Annotated in this window: 18 protein-coding genes; all 18 read right to left on the reverse strand. The window is 74.1% G+C overall.

Going from position 1 to position 16,166, the window contains the following annotated elements; translation table 11 throughout:
• Window positions 1–62 precede the first annotated feature (62 nt).
• Window positions 63–461, reverse strand: a complete 399-nt coding sequence (locus HBO46_RS10560; RefSeq protein ID WP_224768992.1) for a carboxymuconolactone decarboxylase family protein — start codon at window positions 459–461, stop codon at window positions 63–65.
• Window positions 458–1,312 carry an NAD(P)-dependent oxidoreductase gene (locus tag HBO46_RS10565; protein WP_224768993.1) on the reverse strand — a complete coding sequence of 285 codons (855 nt, stop codon included), beginning with the start codon at window positions 1,310–1,312 and terminating at the stop codon, window positions 458–460. Before HBO46_RS10565 ends, HBO46_RS10560 begins: the two co-directional genes overlap by 4 nt.
• Window positions 1,305–2,051 (reverse strand): SDR family oxidoreductase, encoded by a 747-nt coding sequence (locus HBO46_RS10570; protein WP_166137953.1) that lies wholly within the window; start codon window positions 2,049–2,051, stop codon window positions 1,305–1,307. Before HBO46_RS10570 ends, HBO46_RS10565 begins: the two co-directional genes overlap by 8 nt.
• A 33-nt stretch (window positions 2,052–2,084) precedes the next feature.
• Complete coding sequence (locus HBO46_RS10575) at window positions 2,085–3,548, reverse strand: aldehyde dehydrogenase (protein WP_166137950.1); 1,464 nt, start codon at window positions 3,546–3,548, stop codon at window positions 2,085–2,087.
• Complete coding sequence (locus tag HBO46_RS10580) at window positions 3,545–4,201, reverse strand: nuclear transport factor 2-like protein (RefSeq protein ID WP_191480121.1); 657 nt, start codon at window positions 4,199–4,201, stop codon at window positions 3,545–3,547. Before HBO46_RS10580 ends, HBO46_RS10575 begins: the two co-directional genes overlap by 4 nt.
• Window positions 4,194–4,400, reverse strand: a complete 207-nt coding sequence (locus HBO46_RS10585; protein ID WP_166137947.1) for a ferredoxin — start codon at window positions 4,398–4,400, stop codon at window positions 4,194–4,196. The genes HBO46_RS10580 and HBO46_RS10585 overlap by 8 nt, the downstream gene beginning before the upstream one ends.
• A 13-nt stretch (window positions 4,401–4,413) precedes the next feature.
• A complete protein-coding gene (locus HBO46_RS10590) occupies window positions 4,414–5,808 on the reverse strand; it encodes a cytochrome P450 (protein WP_166137942.1) in 1,395 nt (464 codons plus the stop codon).
• Window positions 5,805–6,602: an SDR family oxidoreductase gene (locus HBO46_RS10595; protein WP_166137939.1), complete on the reverse strand. Its 798-nt coding sequence runs from the start codon at window positions 6,600–6,602 to the stop codon at window positions 5,805–5,807. Before HBO46_RS10595 ends, HBO46_RS10590 begins: the two co-directional genes overlap by 4 nt.
• Complete coding sequence (locus HBO46_RS10600) at window positions 6,599–7,852, reverse strand: cytochrome P450 (protein WP_166137936.1); 1,254 nt, start codon at window positions 7,850–7,852, stop codon at window positions 6,599–6,601. The genes HBO46_RS10595 and HBO46_RS10600 overlap by 4 nt, the downstream gene beginning before the upstream one ends.
• Window positions 7,849–8,451: a TetR/AcrR family transcriptional regulator gene (locus tag HBO46_RS10605; protein ID WP_166137933.1), complete on the reverse strand. Its 603-nt coding sequence runs from the start codon at window positions 8,449–8,451 to the stop codon at window positions 7,849–7,851. The genes HBO46_RS10600 and HBO46_RS10605 overlap by 4 nt, the downstream gene beginning before the upstream one ends.
• An 87-nt stretch (window positions 8,452–8,538) precedes the next feature.
• A complete protein-coding gene (locus tag HBO46_RS10610; RefSeq protein ID WP_166137931.1) occupies window positions 8,539–9,096 on the reverse strand; it encodes a copper resistance CopC family protein in 558 nt (185 codons plus the stop codon).
• A gap of 11 nt (window positions 9,097–9,107) precedes the next feature.
• Entirely contained in the window at window positions 9,108–10,490 is a 1,383-nt protein-coding gene (locus HBO46_RS10615) for a nucleotide pyrophosphatase/phosphodiesterase family protein (protein ID WP_166137928.1), read from the reverse strand.
• 35 nt (window positions 10,491–10,525) lie between these two features.
• Window positions 10,526–11,722, reverse strand: a complete 1,197-nt coding sequence (gene eboE / locus HBO46_RS10620; RefSeq protein ID WP_166137925.1) for a metabolite traffic protein EboE — start codon at window positions 11,720–11,722, stop codon at window positions 10,526–10,528.
• Complete coding sequence (locus tag HBO46_RS10625) at window positions 11,722–12,603, reverse strand: TatD family hydrolase (RefSeq protein ID WP_166137922.1); 882 nt, start codon at window positions 12,601–12,603, stop codon at window positions 11,722–11,724. The genes eboE and HBO46_RS10625 overlap by 1 nt, the downstream gene beginning before the upstream one ends.
• A 1-nt stretch (window position 12,604) precedes the next feature.
• Complete coding sequence (locus HBO46_RS10630; protein WP_166137919.1) at window positions 12,605–13,243, reverse strand: EboA domain-containing protein; 639 nt, start codon at window positions 13,241–13,243, stop codon at window positions 12,605–12,607.
• Complete coding sequence (locus HBO46_RS10635) at window positions 13,240–14,109, reverse strand: sugar phosphate isomerase/epimerase family protein (RefSeq protein ID WP_166137917.1); 870 nt, start codon at window positions 14,107–14,109, stop codon at window positions 13,240–13,242. The genes HBO46_RS10630 and HBO46_RS10635 overlap by 4 nt, the downstream gene beginning before the upstream one ends.
• Window positions 14,106–14,990: an SCO3242 family prenyltransferase gene (locus tag HBO46_RS10640; RefSeq protein WP_224768994.1), complete on the reverse strand. Its 885-nt coding sequence runs from the start codon at window positions 14,988–14,990 to the stop codon at window positions 14,106–14,108. The genes HBO46_RS10635 and HBO46_RS10640 overlap by 4 nt, the downstream gene beginning before the upstream one ends.
• Window positions 14,987–16,135, reverse strand: coding sequence for an inositol-3-phosphate synthase (locus HBO46_RS10645; RefSeq protein WP_166137914.1), 1,149 nt, complete (start codon window positions 16,133–16,135; stop codon window positions 14,987–14,989). Before HBO46_RS10645 ends, HBO46_RS10640 begins: the two co-directional genes overlap by 4 nt.
• Window positions 16,136–16,166 lie beyond the last annotated feature (31 nt).

Raw genomic sequence — 16,166 nt, forward strand, 5'->3', positions numbered from 1 at the left:
GAGTGGGCGCGGGGTGCACGTATCCCAGCAATTGCGCCGAAAGACACCGGCCCCCGGCACCACTACGCCTCCCGGCTCCGCGCCTTCCTCTCCGCCTTGGCGATGGTGTCCTCGACGATCGCGTTGACTCGCGAGCCCATCGGCCAGCCGGCGTAGTGGCACAGCAGGATCACGATCTCGCGCAGCTCGGTCGCGTCGAGCTCGCCGGCCGCGTAGGCGGCGGGGATCTGGATGGTCAGCACGTCCTGGCCGCCGGAGCCGGCGAGCAGGCCGATCAGCAGCAGTCGCCGGTCCCGGTCGGAGAGGCCGGGGCGGTTCCAGATGTCGGCGAAGAGGTGGTCGGCGGTGTAGCGGAAGAAGTCGCCGTCGCCGTCGCTCATGTCGAAGCCGTAGACCTGCTCCATCCGCTCCAGCCCGCGGCGGCGGGTCTCGGGCAGGTCGTCGAACTTGCCGGTGCTCACAGGCCCAGTCCCTTCGCGAGGTCGGCGCGCGCCCGGCGCGCCAGGGGTACGTCGACGCCGAGCTCGTCGGCGAGGTCGAGGGCGAAGCCGAGGTCCTTCTCCCCCAGCGCCACCACGTGGGACATCACGCCGTGCCAGAAGTCGTCAGGCTCGAGCCGCGCAGTCGTCTCGCGGTGCATGATCGCGCCGGGCCCGCCGGTGACCGCGTCGGTGTGGCGCACCACCTCGCCGAGGTCCTTCAACGACAGCCCGGCGGCCTCGGCGAGGCGCTGGGCCTCCGTGGCGGCCGTGAACGCGACGAAGTGCATCAGGTTGCGCGCCAGCTTGAAGCGGGTGCCGGCCCCGACCGGTCCGGCGTGCACGACCTTCGAGCCCATCACCTCCAGCACCGGCCGCGCGGACTCGAAGGCCGCGTCGGTGCCCCCCACGAGGATCGCGAGGGTGCCGTCGGCGGCCCCCATGGCGCCGCCACTCACCGGCGCGTCCAGCAGTCGTACGCCGTGGGGCGCGGCGAGCTCCGCGAGCGCCGCGGGCGTTCCCGGCGCCACGGTCGAGTGCACGACCACCGTGCGGGGGCCCTCGGCGCCGGCGAGCACCTGATCGAGCACGTCGCGCACCTGCTCGTCGTCGCGGACCATCACGCAGACGACGTCGGACTCGCGGGCGAGGCCGGCCACATCGTCGGCCACCTTCGCCCCGGCGGCGGCCAGCTCGGCCAGCGGCTCCGGTGCGACGTCGTACACCACCAGCGCCAGGTCGGAGGCCGCCAGGCGCAGCGCCATCGGGCGCCCGATGTTGCCCAGCCCGACGAACCCGACGACCGGCGAGCGCCCGACCCCCTGCTCAACCACGGAACGTCTGCCCGCCGTCGACGGCCAGGATCTGGCCGGTGATCCACGACGACTCCTCCGACAGCAGGAAGACGCACGCGCCGACCATGTCGGCCGGTTGTCCCATCCGCTTGATCGCCATCGCCTTGACCAGCTCCTCGGCGGCCCCGCCCGCCTGGGTGCGCGTCGCGGCGGTGTCGGTCGGGCCCGGGGCGATCGCGTTGACCCGGATGCCCATCCCGCCGAGCTCGTGGGCCAGCTGCTGGGTGAGGCCGTTGATCCCGACCTTCGCGAGCCCGTAGAAGCCGGAGTAGAGGTAGGCGGCCGTCGAGCTCTGGTTGACGATCGCGCCACCGCCGCGGCGCCGCAGGTGCGGGTAGAGCGCACGGGTCATCACGAGCGCGCCGTCCATGTTCACGGCCATGAACCTGCGGTAGTAGTCCCAGTCCACGCTGATCAGCAGGTCGAACTGCATGTCGCCGTAGATCGCGGCGTTGTTGACCAGCCCGTCGATGCCGCCGAGCTCGGCGACCGTGCGCTCGGCCAGCGCCGCCGCGGAGTCGTGGGAGGAGACGTCGGTGCGCACGAAGATCGCCCGGCCGCCGCTCTCCTCGATCCCGGCGGCCACCTTCTGCCCCGCCTCCTCGTGGAGGTCGGCGACCACGACCGCGGCGCCCTCCGCGGCGATCGCGCGGGCGTAGGCCTCGCCGATCCCCTGCGCCGCCCCGGTGACGACGACGACCTTGTCCTGCAGACGCATGGTGTTCCTCTCGAGCGGGTGGAGGTGGACGGCTCAGGCCGGGAACGCGAGGGTCTTGGTCTCGAGGTACTCCTCGAAGCCCGCGACCCCCATCTCCCGACCGATGCCGGACTGCTTGTAGCCGCCGAACGGCGCGTCCGGGCTGAACCAGACCCCGCCGTTGACGGCGAGGGTGCCGGTGCGGATGCGGTGCGCGACGGCGGTGGCCCGCTCCACGGATGCGGAGTCGACCGACCCGGACAGGCCGTAGACCGAGTCGTTGGCGATGCGGACCGCGTCGTCGTCGCCGTCGTGGGCGAGCACGACGAGCACCGGCCCGAAGATCTCCTCCTGCGCCACGCGGGCCGAGCTGTCGAGCCCGGCGACGACCGTGGGCTGCACCCAGTGGCCGGGCTGGTCGATCACCGACCCGCCGGTGGCGAACACCCCGCCCTCCTCCTCGGCGAGGCGCAGGTAGGCCTCGACCCGGTCGCGCTGCACCGCCGAGATCACCGGCCCGCAGATGGCGCCGGGGTCGGCGGGGTCCTTGGCGCCGATGGACTCCATCGTCGCCGCGGCCACCTGCACCGCCTCGTCGTACCGCTCGCGCGGGACCAGGAGGCGCGTCGTGATCGCGCAGCCCTGGCCGGCGTGGATGCAGGTGGTGAACGCCGCGGCGCCGGCCACCGCGGCGACGTCGGCGTCGTCGAGGGCGATGGCGGCGGACTTGCCGCCGAGCTCGAGGAAGACCTTCTTCAGCGTCGGCGCCGCCGCCGCCATGATCGCGCGGCCGGTGGCGGTGGAGCCGGTGAACGACACCATGTCGACGCGCGGGTCGGTGCTCAGCACCGCGGCCACCTCGTTCGATCGCGGCGTGACGACGTTGAAGACCCCCGGCGGGATGTCGGTGTGCTCGGCGACCAGGCGGCCCAGCTCCGCGGCCACCCAGGGCGTGTCAGGGGCCGGCTTGAGCACGACCGTGCACCCCGCGGCGAGCGCGGGACCGATCTTGGCCAGGTTGATCTGGGTGGGCACGTTCCACGGCGTGATCGCCGCGACCACCCCGACCGGCTCGCGCCGCACCGTACGCCGGGACGCGATGCCCATCGGCTTGGCGACCCCGAGGTCGGTCTCGAACTCGTAGGTCTCCAGCAGGTCGGTGACCCAGGCCAGCCCCGCCACCGGCACGTCGAACCCGGCGGCGCCCATCATGAACCCGGGCATCCCGACCTCGGCCGTGGTCAGTGCGGTGAAGGCCGCGGCGTGCTCCAGCAGCGCCGCGTGCAGCTGGCGCAGGCACCGCACCCGCAGCGCCACGTCGTGGGGCCACTCCCCCTCGTCGAAGGCCTGCCGGGCCGCGGCGATCGCGGCATCGACGTCGGCGGCCGTCGAGTCCGGCGCCACCCCGATCTCCGCGCCGTTCGCCGGGTTGTGGATCGGGTACGTCGCGCCGTCGGAGGCCCCGGACAGCTTGCCGTCGACGAGCTGCTGCGCCGGCGGCGTGCTCGGCCCGCTCACGCGGACGGCCCCGCGGCCGGCGGCTGGACCTGCTGCTGTACCGACTTCGGGGCGAGGTAGCGCCCCTCCTCGACCGGCGGCGGCCAGACGGTGGAGGGCAGGTCGGCGTGGCGGTAGTGGCCGGGCACCTCCAGGCCGGTGACCTTCATCCGCTCGGTCAGCGTCTCGGGCGCCTTGCCGGACTTGAGGATCTCGATGAACGTGTGCGCGGTCGAGGGCATGTCGAACCAGTCGCGCTGCCAGGCGATCTTGACCAGGCCGTCGTCCGGACCGCCCACCTGGCGCTCGACGCCGAACCAGCTGCCGCCGAGGCCGCGGATCTCGAACTCCTCGCCGGTGCGGTCGTCGACGATGCCGGAACGCTGCTTCCAGAACCCGACGATCATGCCCTTGCGCTCGTCCATCACCGCGCACTGGTAGTCGTAGCGCCAGCCGTCGAAGCCGTCCATCTCGATGCCGATCGCCCAGTCGCGGATCTGCTCGCGCCCGACGGCCATGAAGTGCTCGTCGACGGAGTACATCCAGCCGTACGTCGCGTCCTCGGCGAACGACTCGGCCAGCACCCGCCAGTCCCCGATGCGCTCGGCCTCCCGGTTCACCTCCAGCCAGGACTCCCAGAACTCCTCGATCTCGGCACGGGTGAGCTCACTCATCGTTGTCCTCCTCCAGCGCCAGCGCCATCGCTGGGCAGTACTTCACGGCGGCCGCGACCTGCGGACGCGCGGACTCGGCGGGGTGCTCCTGGAGCACCGTGACCACGTCGGCGGTGGCGTCGAACCCGAAGACGTCCGGTGCCTCGCCGAGGCACATCTGGTGGCCCTGGCACAGGTCCAGGTCGGCCCGGACCCTCATCGCCGGACCCTCATCACCCGCTCGTCTCGCGATCCCGGCGCCGGTAGCGCGCCCGGCACGGCTGCTGGAGCTGGATCACCATCTTGGAGACGTCGTCGCGGTAGGCCTCGCTCGGCTGGGCCAGCTCGAACTCGAAGTCGCGCAGGATCACCGAGAAGATCGCCTTCATCTGCATCATCGCGAAGGCGTTGCCGACGCAGCGGTGCTTGCCGGCGCCGAAGGGGATCCAGGTCCAGCGGTTCTGCAGGTCCTCCTGGCGCGGGTCGAGGTAGCGCGAGGGGTCGAACCGCTCGGGGTCGGGGAAGTCCTCGGCCAGCCTGTTGGAGACCCGCGGCGAGGCGGCGACGGTGACGCCGGGCGGGATCCGGTGCCCGGCGAGCTCGATCTCCTCGGCCACGACCCGCATCAGGATCACCAGCGGCGGGTGCAGCCGCAGCGTCTCCTTCAGCGCCGCCTCCAGCACCGGGATCGAGCGCAGCGCCTGGAAGGAGACCTCCGAGCCGTCGGCGTACAGCTCGTCGAGCTCGGTGACCACCTCTGCCATCAGGGCGGGGTCGCGCATCAGCTCGATCAGCGCCCACGAGGCGGTGCCGGAGGTGGTGTGGTGCCCGGCGAACATCATCGAGATGAAGATGCCGGTGATGTAGTCGGCGCTCATGTCGAGGGAGATCAGCACGTCCAGCAGGTCCCGCTTGCCGGCATCCGAGCCGGCACCGGAGCCGGCCGCGACCCGCCGGTCGATGATGTCCTGCACCAGGGCGACCAGGTTCTCGCGCGCGGCGTCGCGGACCCGGAAGCTCTCGATGTCGGCGTACGGGTCGACGTAGGCCAGCGCGTCGGTGCCGCGCTCGAGGTCGTGGTACTCCCGGGCGAAGCGGGCGTCGAGCTCCTCGCGGAACGGCTTGCCGATCAGGCAGGCCGAGGTGGTGTAGATGGTCAGCTCGGCGAACCAGTCGAGCAGGTCGATCTCGCCCTCGTCGCCCCAGTCGGCGACCATCCGCCGGACCTCCGCCTCGATCGTGGCGGCGTGCCCGCGCATCATGTCGCCGCGCAGCGCCTGGTTCTTGAGCATCTGCTGACGCTCCTCCGGGGAGGCGTCGAAGACGACGCCCTTGCCGAAGATCGGCGTCATGAACGGGTACGCCGCGGCCTGGTCGAGGGTCGCGTCCGGGGCCCGGAAGAACTGCTCGTTGGCCTGCGCGCCGGACACCAGCACGACGTCGCGGTCGGCGAGCCGGAACCGGCCGATCTCGCCGCACTCGGCGCGGAGCCGGTCGAAGAGCCCGATCGGGTCGACCCGCATCTCGGCGAGGTGTCCCCACTCGGCGGCGGCGTCGCGCTCGGGTCCGTCGCCGAGGGCGTAGGACACCTCGGGGATGCCCTCGAGCCCGGTCGTGGTGCTGCTCATCGGTCCTCCGAACGGTCGGCGAGCGGAGCCTCGGGCGAGACCTCGATCAGGTTGATGTGGACGCCGCGCGGCGCCGCGACGACCGTGCCGATCGCCTCGGCGATCGCGGTCGGCTTGAGGAAGTGCGGGTGCCGCGCCAGCCCGAACCGCTCCCAGGCGTTGAGCACCCGGGCGCCCTCCTCGGGGTCCCAGTCGGCGCCCATCTCGCTCCAGGTCGGACCGGGGCGCACGATCGAGGCGCGCACGCCGGTGCCCTCCAGCTCCATCTGCATCGCGTGGGCCAGCCCCTCCAGGCCCCACTTGCCGGCGGCGTAGGCGGCCATGTGCGGGCGGGCCCGCACGGCGACGTCGCTGGAGACGAACACGACGTCGCCGCGGCGCCGCTCGACCATGCCGGGCACCAGCGCCCGGATCATTCGGTGCGCGCCCACGACGTTCACGTCGAGCTCGGCGGCGATCCGCGAGGGCTCGACCTCGTGGATGGTGCCGGGAGCCAGCGAGCCGGCGTTGCTGATCAGCACCTCGATGTCGCCGAGCGCCGCAGCCGCCGCCTTCGCGAAGGTCTCCACCGACTCCTCGTCGCTGACGTCGAGGGGGTGCACGAACGCCTCGCCACCCGTGCTGCGGATCTGTGCGGCAACCTCCTCGCAGCGCTCGCTGCGCCGGGCGCCGAGGGCCACCGGGTGGCCGGCGGCGGCCAGCACCAGGGCCGTCGCCGCGCCGATGCCGGAGGACGCCCCGGTGACGACGACCGGGCGCCGGGCGGGGCGGTGGTACCTCTCGCGGGGGCTCATCGGACCTCCAGCCGGACCGGCACCGAGGCGAAGCCGCGGACGTTGACCGAGTGCACCCGCACGCTGGCGGCGTGGTCGACCTCGACGCGGCGTACGGCGCGGACCAGCTCGCGCAGGGCGATCTGGGCCTCCATGCGGGCCAGGTTGGCGCCGAGGCAGAAGTGCCGGCCGCCGCCGAAGCTGAGCAGCTGGGCGACCTCGGCCTTGTCGCGGAAGACGTCGAAGCGGTCCGGGTCGGCGAACACCCGGTCGTCGCGGTTCGCCGAGCCGAGCACGAGCAGCAGCTTGGCGCCGGCGGGTGCGGTGCGCCCGTGCAGCGAGACGTCGGCGAGCAGGTGGCGCGCGACCATCTGACTGGAGGTGTCGTAGCGCAGCGTCTCCTCGATCCACGGCGAGACCAGCTGCTCGCCCGCGGCGACGTCGGTGAAGACCGCCGCCTCCTGGTCGGGGTGGCGGGTCAGGTGGAACAACGCGTGGCCGAGCAGCTTGGTGGTGGTCTCGTTGCCCGCGACCACCATCAGGAAGAGGAAGGCGATGATCTCCTCGTCCTCGAGCCGGTCGCCGTCGATCTCGGCGGCGAGCAGCGCGCCGGTGAGGTCGTCGGTGGGCCGGCGGCGGCGCTGGGCGACCATCTCGGCGTAGTACGCGACCAAGTGGAGGCTGGCCTCCATGCCGGCCTGCGGTACGTCGTAGGTGCCGGGCTCACGATGCACGACCAGGTCGGCGAGGCGGCGCAGCTCGGCGCGGTCGGCCTCGGGCACGCCCATCATCTCGGAGATGACGTCCATCGGCAGCCGGCCGGCGAAGTCGTGGATCCAGTCCAGGCCCTCACCGTCCCGGGCGCGCTCGACGCACCGGCCGAGGTGCAGCGCGGTGAGCCGCTCGACCTGCGGGACCAGCTCGGTGACCCGGCGCGGCGTGAACCCCTTGGAGACCAGCGAGCGCAACCGCGTCTGACGCGGCGGGTCCATGCCGAGGAACGACATCACCCGGTGCGCATCGGGTCCCCAGGCAGACCTGTCGATCGAGACGCCCATCGCGTTGGAGTAGACGCCCTCGGTGCGCACCGCGTGCTGGACGTCGGCGTGCCGGGTCAGCACCCAGAGATCGAGGTCGGGATTGTGGTGCAGCGGGTCCTCGTCGCGACAGCGTCGGTAGACCGGATAGGGATCGGCCTGGAAGGCGTAGTCGTAGGGGTCGAAGACGAGCGGCCCGGAGACCCGCGCCTCTGTCTCGGTGAGGGTGCTCATCGGGTGTGGCCCTTCATGATCACGGCGACGACCGCGTCGAGGCGGTCGGCGAGCTCGGCGTAGGTCAGCAGCCCCATGCCGGTCTGCAGCAGAGCGCCGAAGAACGACAGCGTCAGGGTCTCGAGCACCGCCTCGTCGACGGGTACGTCGCCCTCGGGCGCCAGCGCGGTGCGGAACCGGCGCACCAGCTCCCCGCCGATGCGCAGCCGCAGCCGGTCCACGTCGGGGTCGGTGCCGAGCAGCGCCGGGGTGACGGCCGCGGCCAGCTCGGGTGCCGCTGCCAACCGCGCGGCGAGGTGCCGGGTGACGGTCCGCAGCCGGGCGACCACGTCGGGGTCCGCGTCGGGGCCCGCAAGGCCACCGGTGTCCTCGGCGAGGTAGCGCCAGAACAGGTCGGCGAACAGGTGGTTCTTGGACGCCAGGTAGGTGTACGCCGTCGCCGGCGAGACGCCCGCCCGGGCCGCCACCGTGCGGATCGTCAGCGCCTCGGCGCCCACCGCACGGAGCTCCTCGGCTCCTGCCGCCAGGAGCCGGGCGACGGTCTCGGACTGGCGGGGGTTCACGCCGCGTCGTGTGACGTTGGACACCTGGCTGGACACGTGTCCAACCTAGAACGTGTTCTCGCACACGTGCAAGGGTTTCGCCGCAACGGTGCAGTCGGGTGCCCGCCCGGCCCCACGAGCGGCTCAGGCCCGATCGGCCGCCCGCCGTCTGTGCACGAGCACCAGCCCGCCCAGCACGACCAGGGCGGCGGCGAGCAGGAGGCTCCGCTCCGCCCAGGGCCCGGCGGCCTCCCTGCCGCCCTCACTGCCCTCCTCACTGCCCTCCGCGCTGCCGTCCAGGCCGCCTGCGGCCCCTGCCGGTGCGGAGAGCGCGCCCACCTCGAAGCGCACCTCGCCGCTGATCTCGTGGCCGTCGGCGGCCACCACGTCGTAGACCATCACGTAGTCGCCGTCGGGGCCCGCCCAGAGGTTCTGGCGCACCTCCGCCTCGGCCAGCGTCGCCTCGCCGTTGACCACGTCGCCGTCGGGCCCGGTCACGGTGAGCTCGTGGACCTCGAGGATCGGGCTGCTGAAGCTGAGCACGGCCCGCGACGGGAGGGTCTCCACCAGGCTCGCCTCCGCCGGGTCGGAGGAGACGAGCGCAGCGTGGGCCGCCGCCGGGGGTGCGGGCGCCCCTCCCAACCAGACGCCCCACCAGACGACCATCACCAAGGGCAGCAACCCCCGGGACAGCGGGGACATGGCGACGCCCATCACGCCACCGGGGCCGCGGATCCGGCACCGACCAGGTCGAGGATGAGGTCGCGCACCGCGGTGGCGGCGAGGCGCTCGCCCAGCACCCCGGGCCGGTCGCACAACACCATCGGCCCCTCCTCGTCGCGCAACGGCAGGCGGCCGTGCGTCCCGCGGACCGGCGCCGGGTCGAGGGGCACGACCTGCATCGCGTAGCGCAGCCCGACCGCCTTGCGCGCGAGGGTGAGGGCCGCCCGCGCCTTGACCAGGCGGTCGTTCGGGTCGAAGAACAGCTCGGCCGGGTCGTAGCCCGGCTTGCGGTGGATCTCCACGCCCCGCGCGAAGTCCGGGGCCCGGTCGTCGTCGTCCCAGTAGTAGTAGGTGAACCACGCCGTCGGCTCCGCGACCAGCACCAGCTCGCCGGCCCGCTCGTGGTCCAGCCCGACCCTGGCCTGGCCGTCCCGGTCCAGCACCTCGGCCACCCCCGGCAGGCCCGCGCACACCGCACGCACCCGCTCGAGGTCCGCGGGGTCGGCGACGTACACATGGGCGACCTGGTGGTCGGCGACCGCGAAGGCGCGGGAGGCCCACGGGTCGAGGTACTCCATGCCGTCCTGCGTGTAGGCCTCCAGCAGCCCCTCCGCGCGCAGCAGCCGGTTGACGTCGACCGGGGTGTCGGCCCGGGTGATGCCGTACTCCGAGAGCACCACCACGCGCGCTCCGCACCGCTCGGCGTCGTCGAGCAGCGGGGCCAGCGCCCGATCGACGTCGGCGGCCGCGCGGCGCGCCTGCGGGGCGTCGGGGCCGAAGCGCTGGAGGTCGTAGTCGAGGTGTGGGAGGTAGGCCAGGGTCAGGTCGGCGCGCGGCATCAGTCGCCGCGCCGCCCCGACGATCCACTCCGTGGAGCGCAGGGACGCCGTGGGTCCCCAGTACTGGAACAGCGGGAACTCCCCGAGCTCCTCGCGCAGCTCGTCGTGCAGCGCCGGCGGCCGGGCATAGAAGTCGGGGGCCTTCTTGCCGTCGGCGTAGTAGATCGGCCGGGGGGTCACCGTCCAGTCGGTCGAGGCACCCATCGCGTACCACCAGCAGACGTTGGCGACGGTGTAGCCCGGCACCTGGCGCCGGATCGTCTCCCAGACCTTCTCCCCCTGCACCAGTCGGTTGTGCTGGCGCCACAGGAAGACCTCGCCGAGGTCGCGGAAGTACCAGCCGTTGCCCACGATGCCGTGGTCCGCCGGCGTGAGCCCGGTGAGGAACGTCGACTGCATGCTGCAGGTGACGGCCGGGAGCAGCGGGTCGAGCACCGCCGACGAGCCGGACTCCGCCAGCCTCCGCAGCCGGGGCATGTGCGGGAGCAGGTCGGGCGTGAGGCCGACGACGTCGACGACGAGCAGCTTGTCCATCAGTTCCTCCAAGGGTTCCGGCGTCGGATCCGGGGTCAGATCGGGGTGAGGCCGAGGTCGACGAGCTCGGCGTGCACCCAGGCGAGCTCGGCCGCCAGGCCCGCGGCGAGGGCGTCGTCGTCGGCGGGCGGGCCGTCCGGCAGCACCGACCAGGTGTAGGTCTCGACCTCGAGGTGCGCGACGCGGGCCGCCGGACCGCCGAGGAGCGCGGCCAGCGAGGCCCGCAGCTCCGCGCGCCCGGTGCGCAGCGGCGGGCGTGGGTCGGCGTGCACCGGCACGTGGAAGTGCACCCGCCACGGTGCGTCGACGGCCAGCGGGTCGGGCCCGTCGAGCGCCTCGGGCAGGTCGTCCCGCGCGGCGACGGGTCGCCCGTCGGGGCGGGCCTGGCGCACCTGGTGCAGGAACCGGTCCTCGGCGTACGACGCGAGCGCGGAGCGCGCCGCCTCGTCGGCGGGGTCGTCGACCACCAGCGCGGACGCCGGCTGGGCCTTGACCACCCGCAGACCGGCCTCGTCGAGCACCTTGAGGGCCCGGTCCGCCTCGTCGAAGCCGACGGCGAGGTGGCACAGGTCGAGGCAGACGCCGATCCGGTCGCGGTCCACCCCGGCCAGCCGGTCGACGGCCTGCTCCACCGTCTCGACCACGCAGCCGGGCTCGGGCTCCAGCCCGACCACGACGCGACGGCCGGTCCCGGCCTCGATCTCGGCGAGTCCCCGGGCGAGCGCGGCGAGCTGGGCCTCGGCCCGCTGCTGGTCCTCGCGGGACCAGGGGGTGTGCCAGGCGAACGGCAGCGAGGAGATCGAGCCGTGGTCGGCGTCGTCCGGCAGCAGACCGGCCAGCACGCGGGCGGCGGCCAGGGTGTAGTCGAGGCGCTCCGGGGAGGCCCAGGTGGGCAGGTAGACGGCATGCTTGACCACGGCGCCCTGGAAGGCGGCGAACGGGAAGGCGTTGACGGTCACGACCTCGACCCCGTGCTCGGCCAGCCGCTCGCGCACCCGTCGTACGCCGGCGGGGTCGGCGGCCAGCCGGTGCGCGGCGGCCGCGGGCAGCCAGAGCCCGAGCCCCACGCGCCCGGACACGCCGGGGCCCCCCGGTCGCTGGGCGATGGCGCGGCGGATGCGTCCGCCCATTCCCACCGCCTGCGCGACCAGGCCGTCGACGTCCTCGGCGGGCAGCACGTTGGTGCCGTAGCCGAGGTGGACGACCGTGCCGTCCGGGTGTCGCAGTCGCATCAGCCGACCCGTTCGCCGCGGAGCACCGAGTTCCCCTCGAAGGTCGCACTCGCGTCCGCGGCGGGGGCGGCGGCATCGGTCTCGTCCTCGGGCAGCAGCAGGCGCCCGCTCTGGGCGAAGAACTCCACGGGGTTGCGCCACAGCACCCGGTCGACGTCGTCGTCGCTGAAGCCCGCGGCGAGCATGGCCTCGCCGGTGGCCCGGGTGAGCAGCGGGTCGCTGCGTCCCCAGTCTGCGGCGGAGTTGACCAGCACCCGCTCGGTCCCCCGGTCCTGGAGGATGCGGACCATCCGGTCGGGATCCATCTTGGTCTCGGGGTAGATCGAGAACCCCATCCAGCAGCCCCGCTCGTCGACCGGCGCGACGGTCCGCTCGTTGAGGTGGTCGACCACGACCATGCCCGGGTCGACTCCGGCCTCCTCCACCAGATCGAGGGTGCGCCGGGTGCCGCCCTCCTTGTCGCGGTGCGGGGTGTGCACCATGGCCGGCAGCCCGAACTCGATGGCCAGGTCGAGCTGGTGGCGGAAGGAGTCCTCCTCCGCGGCGGTCATCGAGTCGAAGCCGATCTCGCCGACCGCGACCACGCCGTCCTTGTCGAGGTAGCGGGGCAGCACGTCGAGGACCCCGGCGCAGCGGGGGTCGTTGGCCTCCTTGGGGTTGAGCGCGATCGTGCAGTGGTGGGTGATCCCGAACTGGGCGGCCCGGAACCGCTCCCAGCCCACCAGCGCGTCGAAGTAGTCGGTGAACGAGCCGACGCTCGTGCGCGGCTGCCCCAGCCAGAACGACGGCTCGACCAGCGCCCGCACCCCGGCGGCGTGCATCCGCTCGTAGTCGTCGGTGGTGCGCGAGCTCATGTGGATGTGCGGATCGAAGATGCGCATGTCAGCCCTCCGGGTCGGTGGTCGAGGCGGTCGAGGCGAGCAGCCGTACGGCGTCGTCCGGCACCGGGCGCCCGGCGGCCTCGCGCTCTGCGGCGTAGCGGCGGACCATGGCGAGCAGCTCGGCGTCGGTGCGGTCGGCGAGGCGGTCCACCGCGCTCAGCGGCACCCCGACGAAGAGGCACTTCAAGACGCCGTGCCGCCAGTCGTGGGGGCTGAGCCGGTCGGCGTGCGGCCCCATCGCGGCCGCGACCAGCCGTACGTCGTTGGTGCGCAGCGCGTCGAGCAGCAGGTCTGCGCCGTCGACGCCCGGGTCCGCGACGGCGCCGAGCGCGAGGAGGACTGCCCGCTTCTCGTCGGCGTCGCCGTAGCGGTAGAGCTCACCCAGCTCGGCGAGGAGGGCGTCGGGACCGAGCCCGGCGGCGGCCGCGCCGACCAGCTCGACACGGACGGCGTCCTCGAGTCGATGGCCGTCGCCGAGGTCGCCCCGCGCGGTACGCCGGGCCGCCCCGGGGAACAGCCGGCCGAGCCGCAGCGGATCGCCGGCCAGGGTCGCGAGCATGTCCTCGAGGCCGCGTGCGCCGTCGGGGCCGAGCGCGGCGCGCAGCCGCTCCGGGGCGAGGAGCGGGTGGACGAGCGTCATCGGGCACCTCCGGGGGCAGGGGCGGCGGAGCCGATCCGGTCCAGGGACGCCTGGAGGGCGGCCATCGTGGAGCGCGCCACCGTGGGCGCGGCGTGGGAGTGGCGGGGCAGCTCGACACAAGCGAGGCCGGCGTACCCCATGTCGAGGAGCGCCGCGAGGACCGCGTCGAGGTCGAGCGCGCCGGCGCCCAGCTCGAGGTGCTCGTGCACGTCGCGGACCATGTCGTCGACCTGCACGTTCGCCACCAGCTCTCCCGCGTGGCGCACCGTGGCGGCGGGCGGGCGCGGCTCGTTGCACACCAGGTGCCCGAGGTCGAGGGTGACCCTCAGGTGCTCAGGGTGCCCGAGCCGGGCGCGCAGATCGAGCACGTCGTCGAGGGTCGCGAGGAACATCCCGGGCTCCGGTTCCACGCACACCGTGACCCCGAGGGCGGCGGCGTCGTCGAGCACCGGCCCGAGACCGTCGACCACCCGGGCCCACAGCTGCGCGGTGCTGACGTCCGCGGGGGCGGTGCCCGACCAGCACGACATGGCCTCGGAGCCGAGCTCGCAGGCGATCCGCACCGCCCGGCGCAGCAGGTCGACCCGGCGTTCTCGGCCGGCGCTGCTGACCAGGGTGGGCTCGTGCTTGTGCCACGGGTCCAGCACGTAGCGCGAGCCGGTCTCGACGACCGAGGCGAGCCCCTGGGTCTCGAGGCAGCGGCGGGCGTGCGTGATCTGCCCGGCGAGGTCGCCGAAGGGGTCGAAGTGCGGCTGGTCGAGGGTGAGCCCGACACCGGTGTAGCCGAGGCCGGCGACCACCGCGCACGCGTCGGCGAGGCGGTGGCCCGCGAAGCCGTTCAGCCCGTAGCCGAGACGAAGCGTCATGTCGGGCTCACCGTCCGCGCGGCCCGGCGCAGCAGCGGGCCGGCGCCGGCGACCACCACGGCGCCCGTGAAGCGTCCCCGCGCGGCGAGCCACGCCGCCTGGAGGAGGGTCAGCCCGCCGATGCCGGCGGCGGTGGCGGCCCGCACCCGGGCGGCGTCGCGGGGGTCCGCGAGCGCGCGCACCTGGGCGCCGCCGACGACGGTCCCGTAGGCGCCGGCGAGCCCGATGGCCGCGCAGCGCGCTGCCGTGCTCGCCGCCGGGTCGCGCCATGTCGTCGTCAGCAGCACGCCCGCCGCGGCCCCGGTGCCCACCAGTGCCGTGAGCGCCGCGCCGGGCCCGGCGCCGTGGACCTCCCCCCGGCTGAGCAGCGTGATCCCGGCCGTGTGCACGGCGACCGACGCCGCCGGCGCGACCGCGGCACCCGGGGCGGCGGCCGCGCCCAGGAGCACGTCGAGGCCGCGGGTGGAGGCCATCACCAGGGGGCCGGCGGGCGAGTCCTTGGCCAGCACGTCGTACGTCGCGACGAGGAGGGCGAGCGGCACGCTGATCCGCAGCGCGCGGCGCCCGCCCACGGCGGCGCTCACCGCGAGCCCGGCCGCGCCGAGGGCCCCCGCCAGCGCGAGGGCGGTCCGCGCCGGCACCCGGCCCGACGGGATCACCCGCTCGGGACGCTCGACGGCGTCGACCTCGCGGTCGGCCCAGTCGTTCAGCGCCATCCCGGACCAGTAGAGGAGGGTCGATCCCAGCGGCATCATCGCTCCCCCACGCGCGGCCGAGCGCGTGGACCAGGCCGCGCCGGACCAGGCGTCGCCGGGGACGGTCAGCGCCGCGGGCAGCCGCACGAGCGCCGCGAGGTCGCGGGCGGCGGGCAGCCCGCTCACCGGTCCAGCCCCTGCCGCCAGGCGACCAGGTCGCGCCACTGCTCGGCGAGCCGGTGCTCGGTGCCGCCGACCGGGTCCTTGAAGAAGAAGGCGAGCTCGGGCAGCGCCCCGGACCGGCCCGCCGCGTGGGCCGCCGAGACCAGGCGGGCCAGGTCCAGCACGAGCGGCGCCGCGAGGGCCGAGTCGCAGCCCTGCCAGGTGAACTGCAGGGTCATCGTGGTGCCGAGGAAGCCGTCGAAGCGCACGTGGTCCCACGCCGTCTTCCACTCCCCCAGGTCCTCGACCTGGTCGATGTGCATCGGGCCCGGGACCGGACGGCCGGCCATGGCGTCCAGCCCGCTGCGCTTGGCCGAGGTCTTGCTGCGCGCCGTCTCCGGGTCGGCCAGCGTCGCCCCGTCGCCGCCGCCGAGCAGGTTGACCGACGCCCAGGAGCGCAGCTCGAGGGCCCGGGCGGCGAACATCGGGGCGAGCGCCGACTTCACCAGCGTCTCCCCCGTCTTGCCGTCGCACCCGGCGTACGGCAGGCGGGCGCGCGCGGCGGCCTCCACCACCACGGGCAGCCGCAGGCAGGGGCTGGGGGTGAACGCGACGTACGCCGCCCCGGCCTCGAACGCCGCCAGGGCATAGATCGCCGCGCCCGGGAGCGGGTCCTCGAGGCTGCGCAGGCTCTCGGGGTCGACGACCGGTGGCTGGGTGCTGGCGACGTCGACGACGACCACCCGGGCCAGGTCGTGGTGCTCCCGGAACGCCCCGAGGTCCGCGCCGAGCCGGTGGACCGCCTCGGCGACGGTCTCCTCTCCCGCCACGTAGCCCGGTCGCACGTCGGCGTCGATCGCGTCGAGCTCCGCGCCCACGGCCCCGACCAGGGCCGCGGGCAGCACGCCGCCGCTGGCCAGCGCCTCCGCCTTCTTGGCCAGGGACCGGGAGACGACGTCGTGGCCGCCGAAGACCAGGGAGTCCAGGGCCGGCAGGCCTGCCGGGTCGAGCTCGGGCAGCTCGGTCACCATCCCGGTGCGCGGCGCGAGCCCGTGGCGCATCCCGAGCGCGCCGACGACCGCCGTGGTCGCGACCGAGCCGTGGGCGCCCACGAACCACACCCCCGTGCGCTCCGCTCGCTCGTGCGTGCTGCTCTCGTCGCTCGTCATCGCCTGGTCCTCGCGTCCTGCTCTGGGGGGA

It is taken from the genome of Nocardioides ochotonae, from assembly GCF_011420305.2.
Lineage (GTDB): Bacteria > Actinomycetota > Actinomycetes > Propionibacteriales > Nocardioidaceae > Nocardioides > Nocardioides ochotonae.

Bases quoted from the DNA above. Each gene is read 5' to 3' on its own strand.
- HBO46_RS10570 (WP_166137953.1), bottom strand. From the start codon at position 2,051: ATGCGTCTGCAGGACAAGGTCGTCGTCGTCACCGGGGCGGCGCAGGGG.
- HBO46_RS10580 (WP_191480121.1), bottom strand. From the start codon at position 4,201: ATGAGTGAGCTCACCCGTGCCGAGATCGAGGAGTTCTGGGAGTCCTGG.
- HBO46_RS10585 (WP_166137947.1), bottom strand. From the start codon at position 4,400: ATGAGGGTCCGGGCCGACCTGGACCTGTGCCAGGGCCACCAGATGTGC.
- HBO46_RS10590 (WP_166137942.1), bottom strand. From the start codon at position 5,808: ATGAGCAGCACCACGACCGGGCTCGAGGGCATCCCCGAGGTGTCCTAC.
- HBO46_RS10595 (WP_166137939.1), bottom strand. From the start codon at position 6,602: ATGAGCCCCCGCGAGAGGTACCACCGCCCCGCCCGGCGCCCGGTCGTC.
- HBO46_RS10600 (WP_166137936.1), bottom strand. From the start codon at position 7,852: ATGAGCACCCTCACCGAGACAGAGGCGCGGGTCTCCGGGCCGCTCGTC.
- HBO46_RS10610 (WP_166137931.1), bottom strand. From the start codon at position 9,096: ATGTCCCCGCTGTCCCGGGGGTTGCTGCCCTTGGTGATGGTCGTCTGG.
- HBO46_RS10615 (WP_166137928.1), bottom strand. From the start codon at position 10,490: ATGGACAAGCTGCTCGTCGTCGACGTCGTCGGCCTCACGCCCGACCTG.
- eboE (WP_166137925.1), bottom strand. From the start codon at position 11,722: ATGCGACTGCGACACCCGGACGGCACGGTCGTCCACCTCGGCTACGGC.
- HBO46_RS10625 (WP_166137922.1), bottom strand. From the start codon at position 12,603: ATGCGCATCTTCGATCCGCACATCCACATGAGCTCGCGCACCACCGAC.
- HBO46_RS10630 (WP_166137919.1), bottom strand. From the start codon at position 13,243: ATGACGCTCGTCCACCCGCTCCTCGCCCCGGAGCGGCTGCGCGCCGCG.
- HBO46_RS10635 (WP_166137917.1), bottom strand. From the start codon at position 14,109: ATGACGCTTCGTCTCGGCTACGGGCTGAACGGCTTCGCGGGCCACCGC.
- HBO46_RS10645 (WP_166137914.1), bottom strand. From the start codon at position 16,135: ATGACGAGCGACGAGAGCAGCACGCACGAGCGAGCGGAGCGCACGGGG.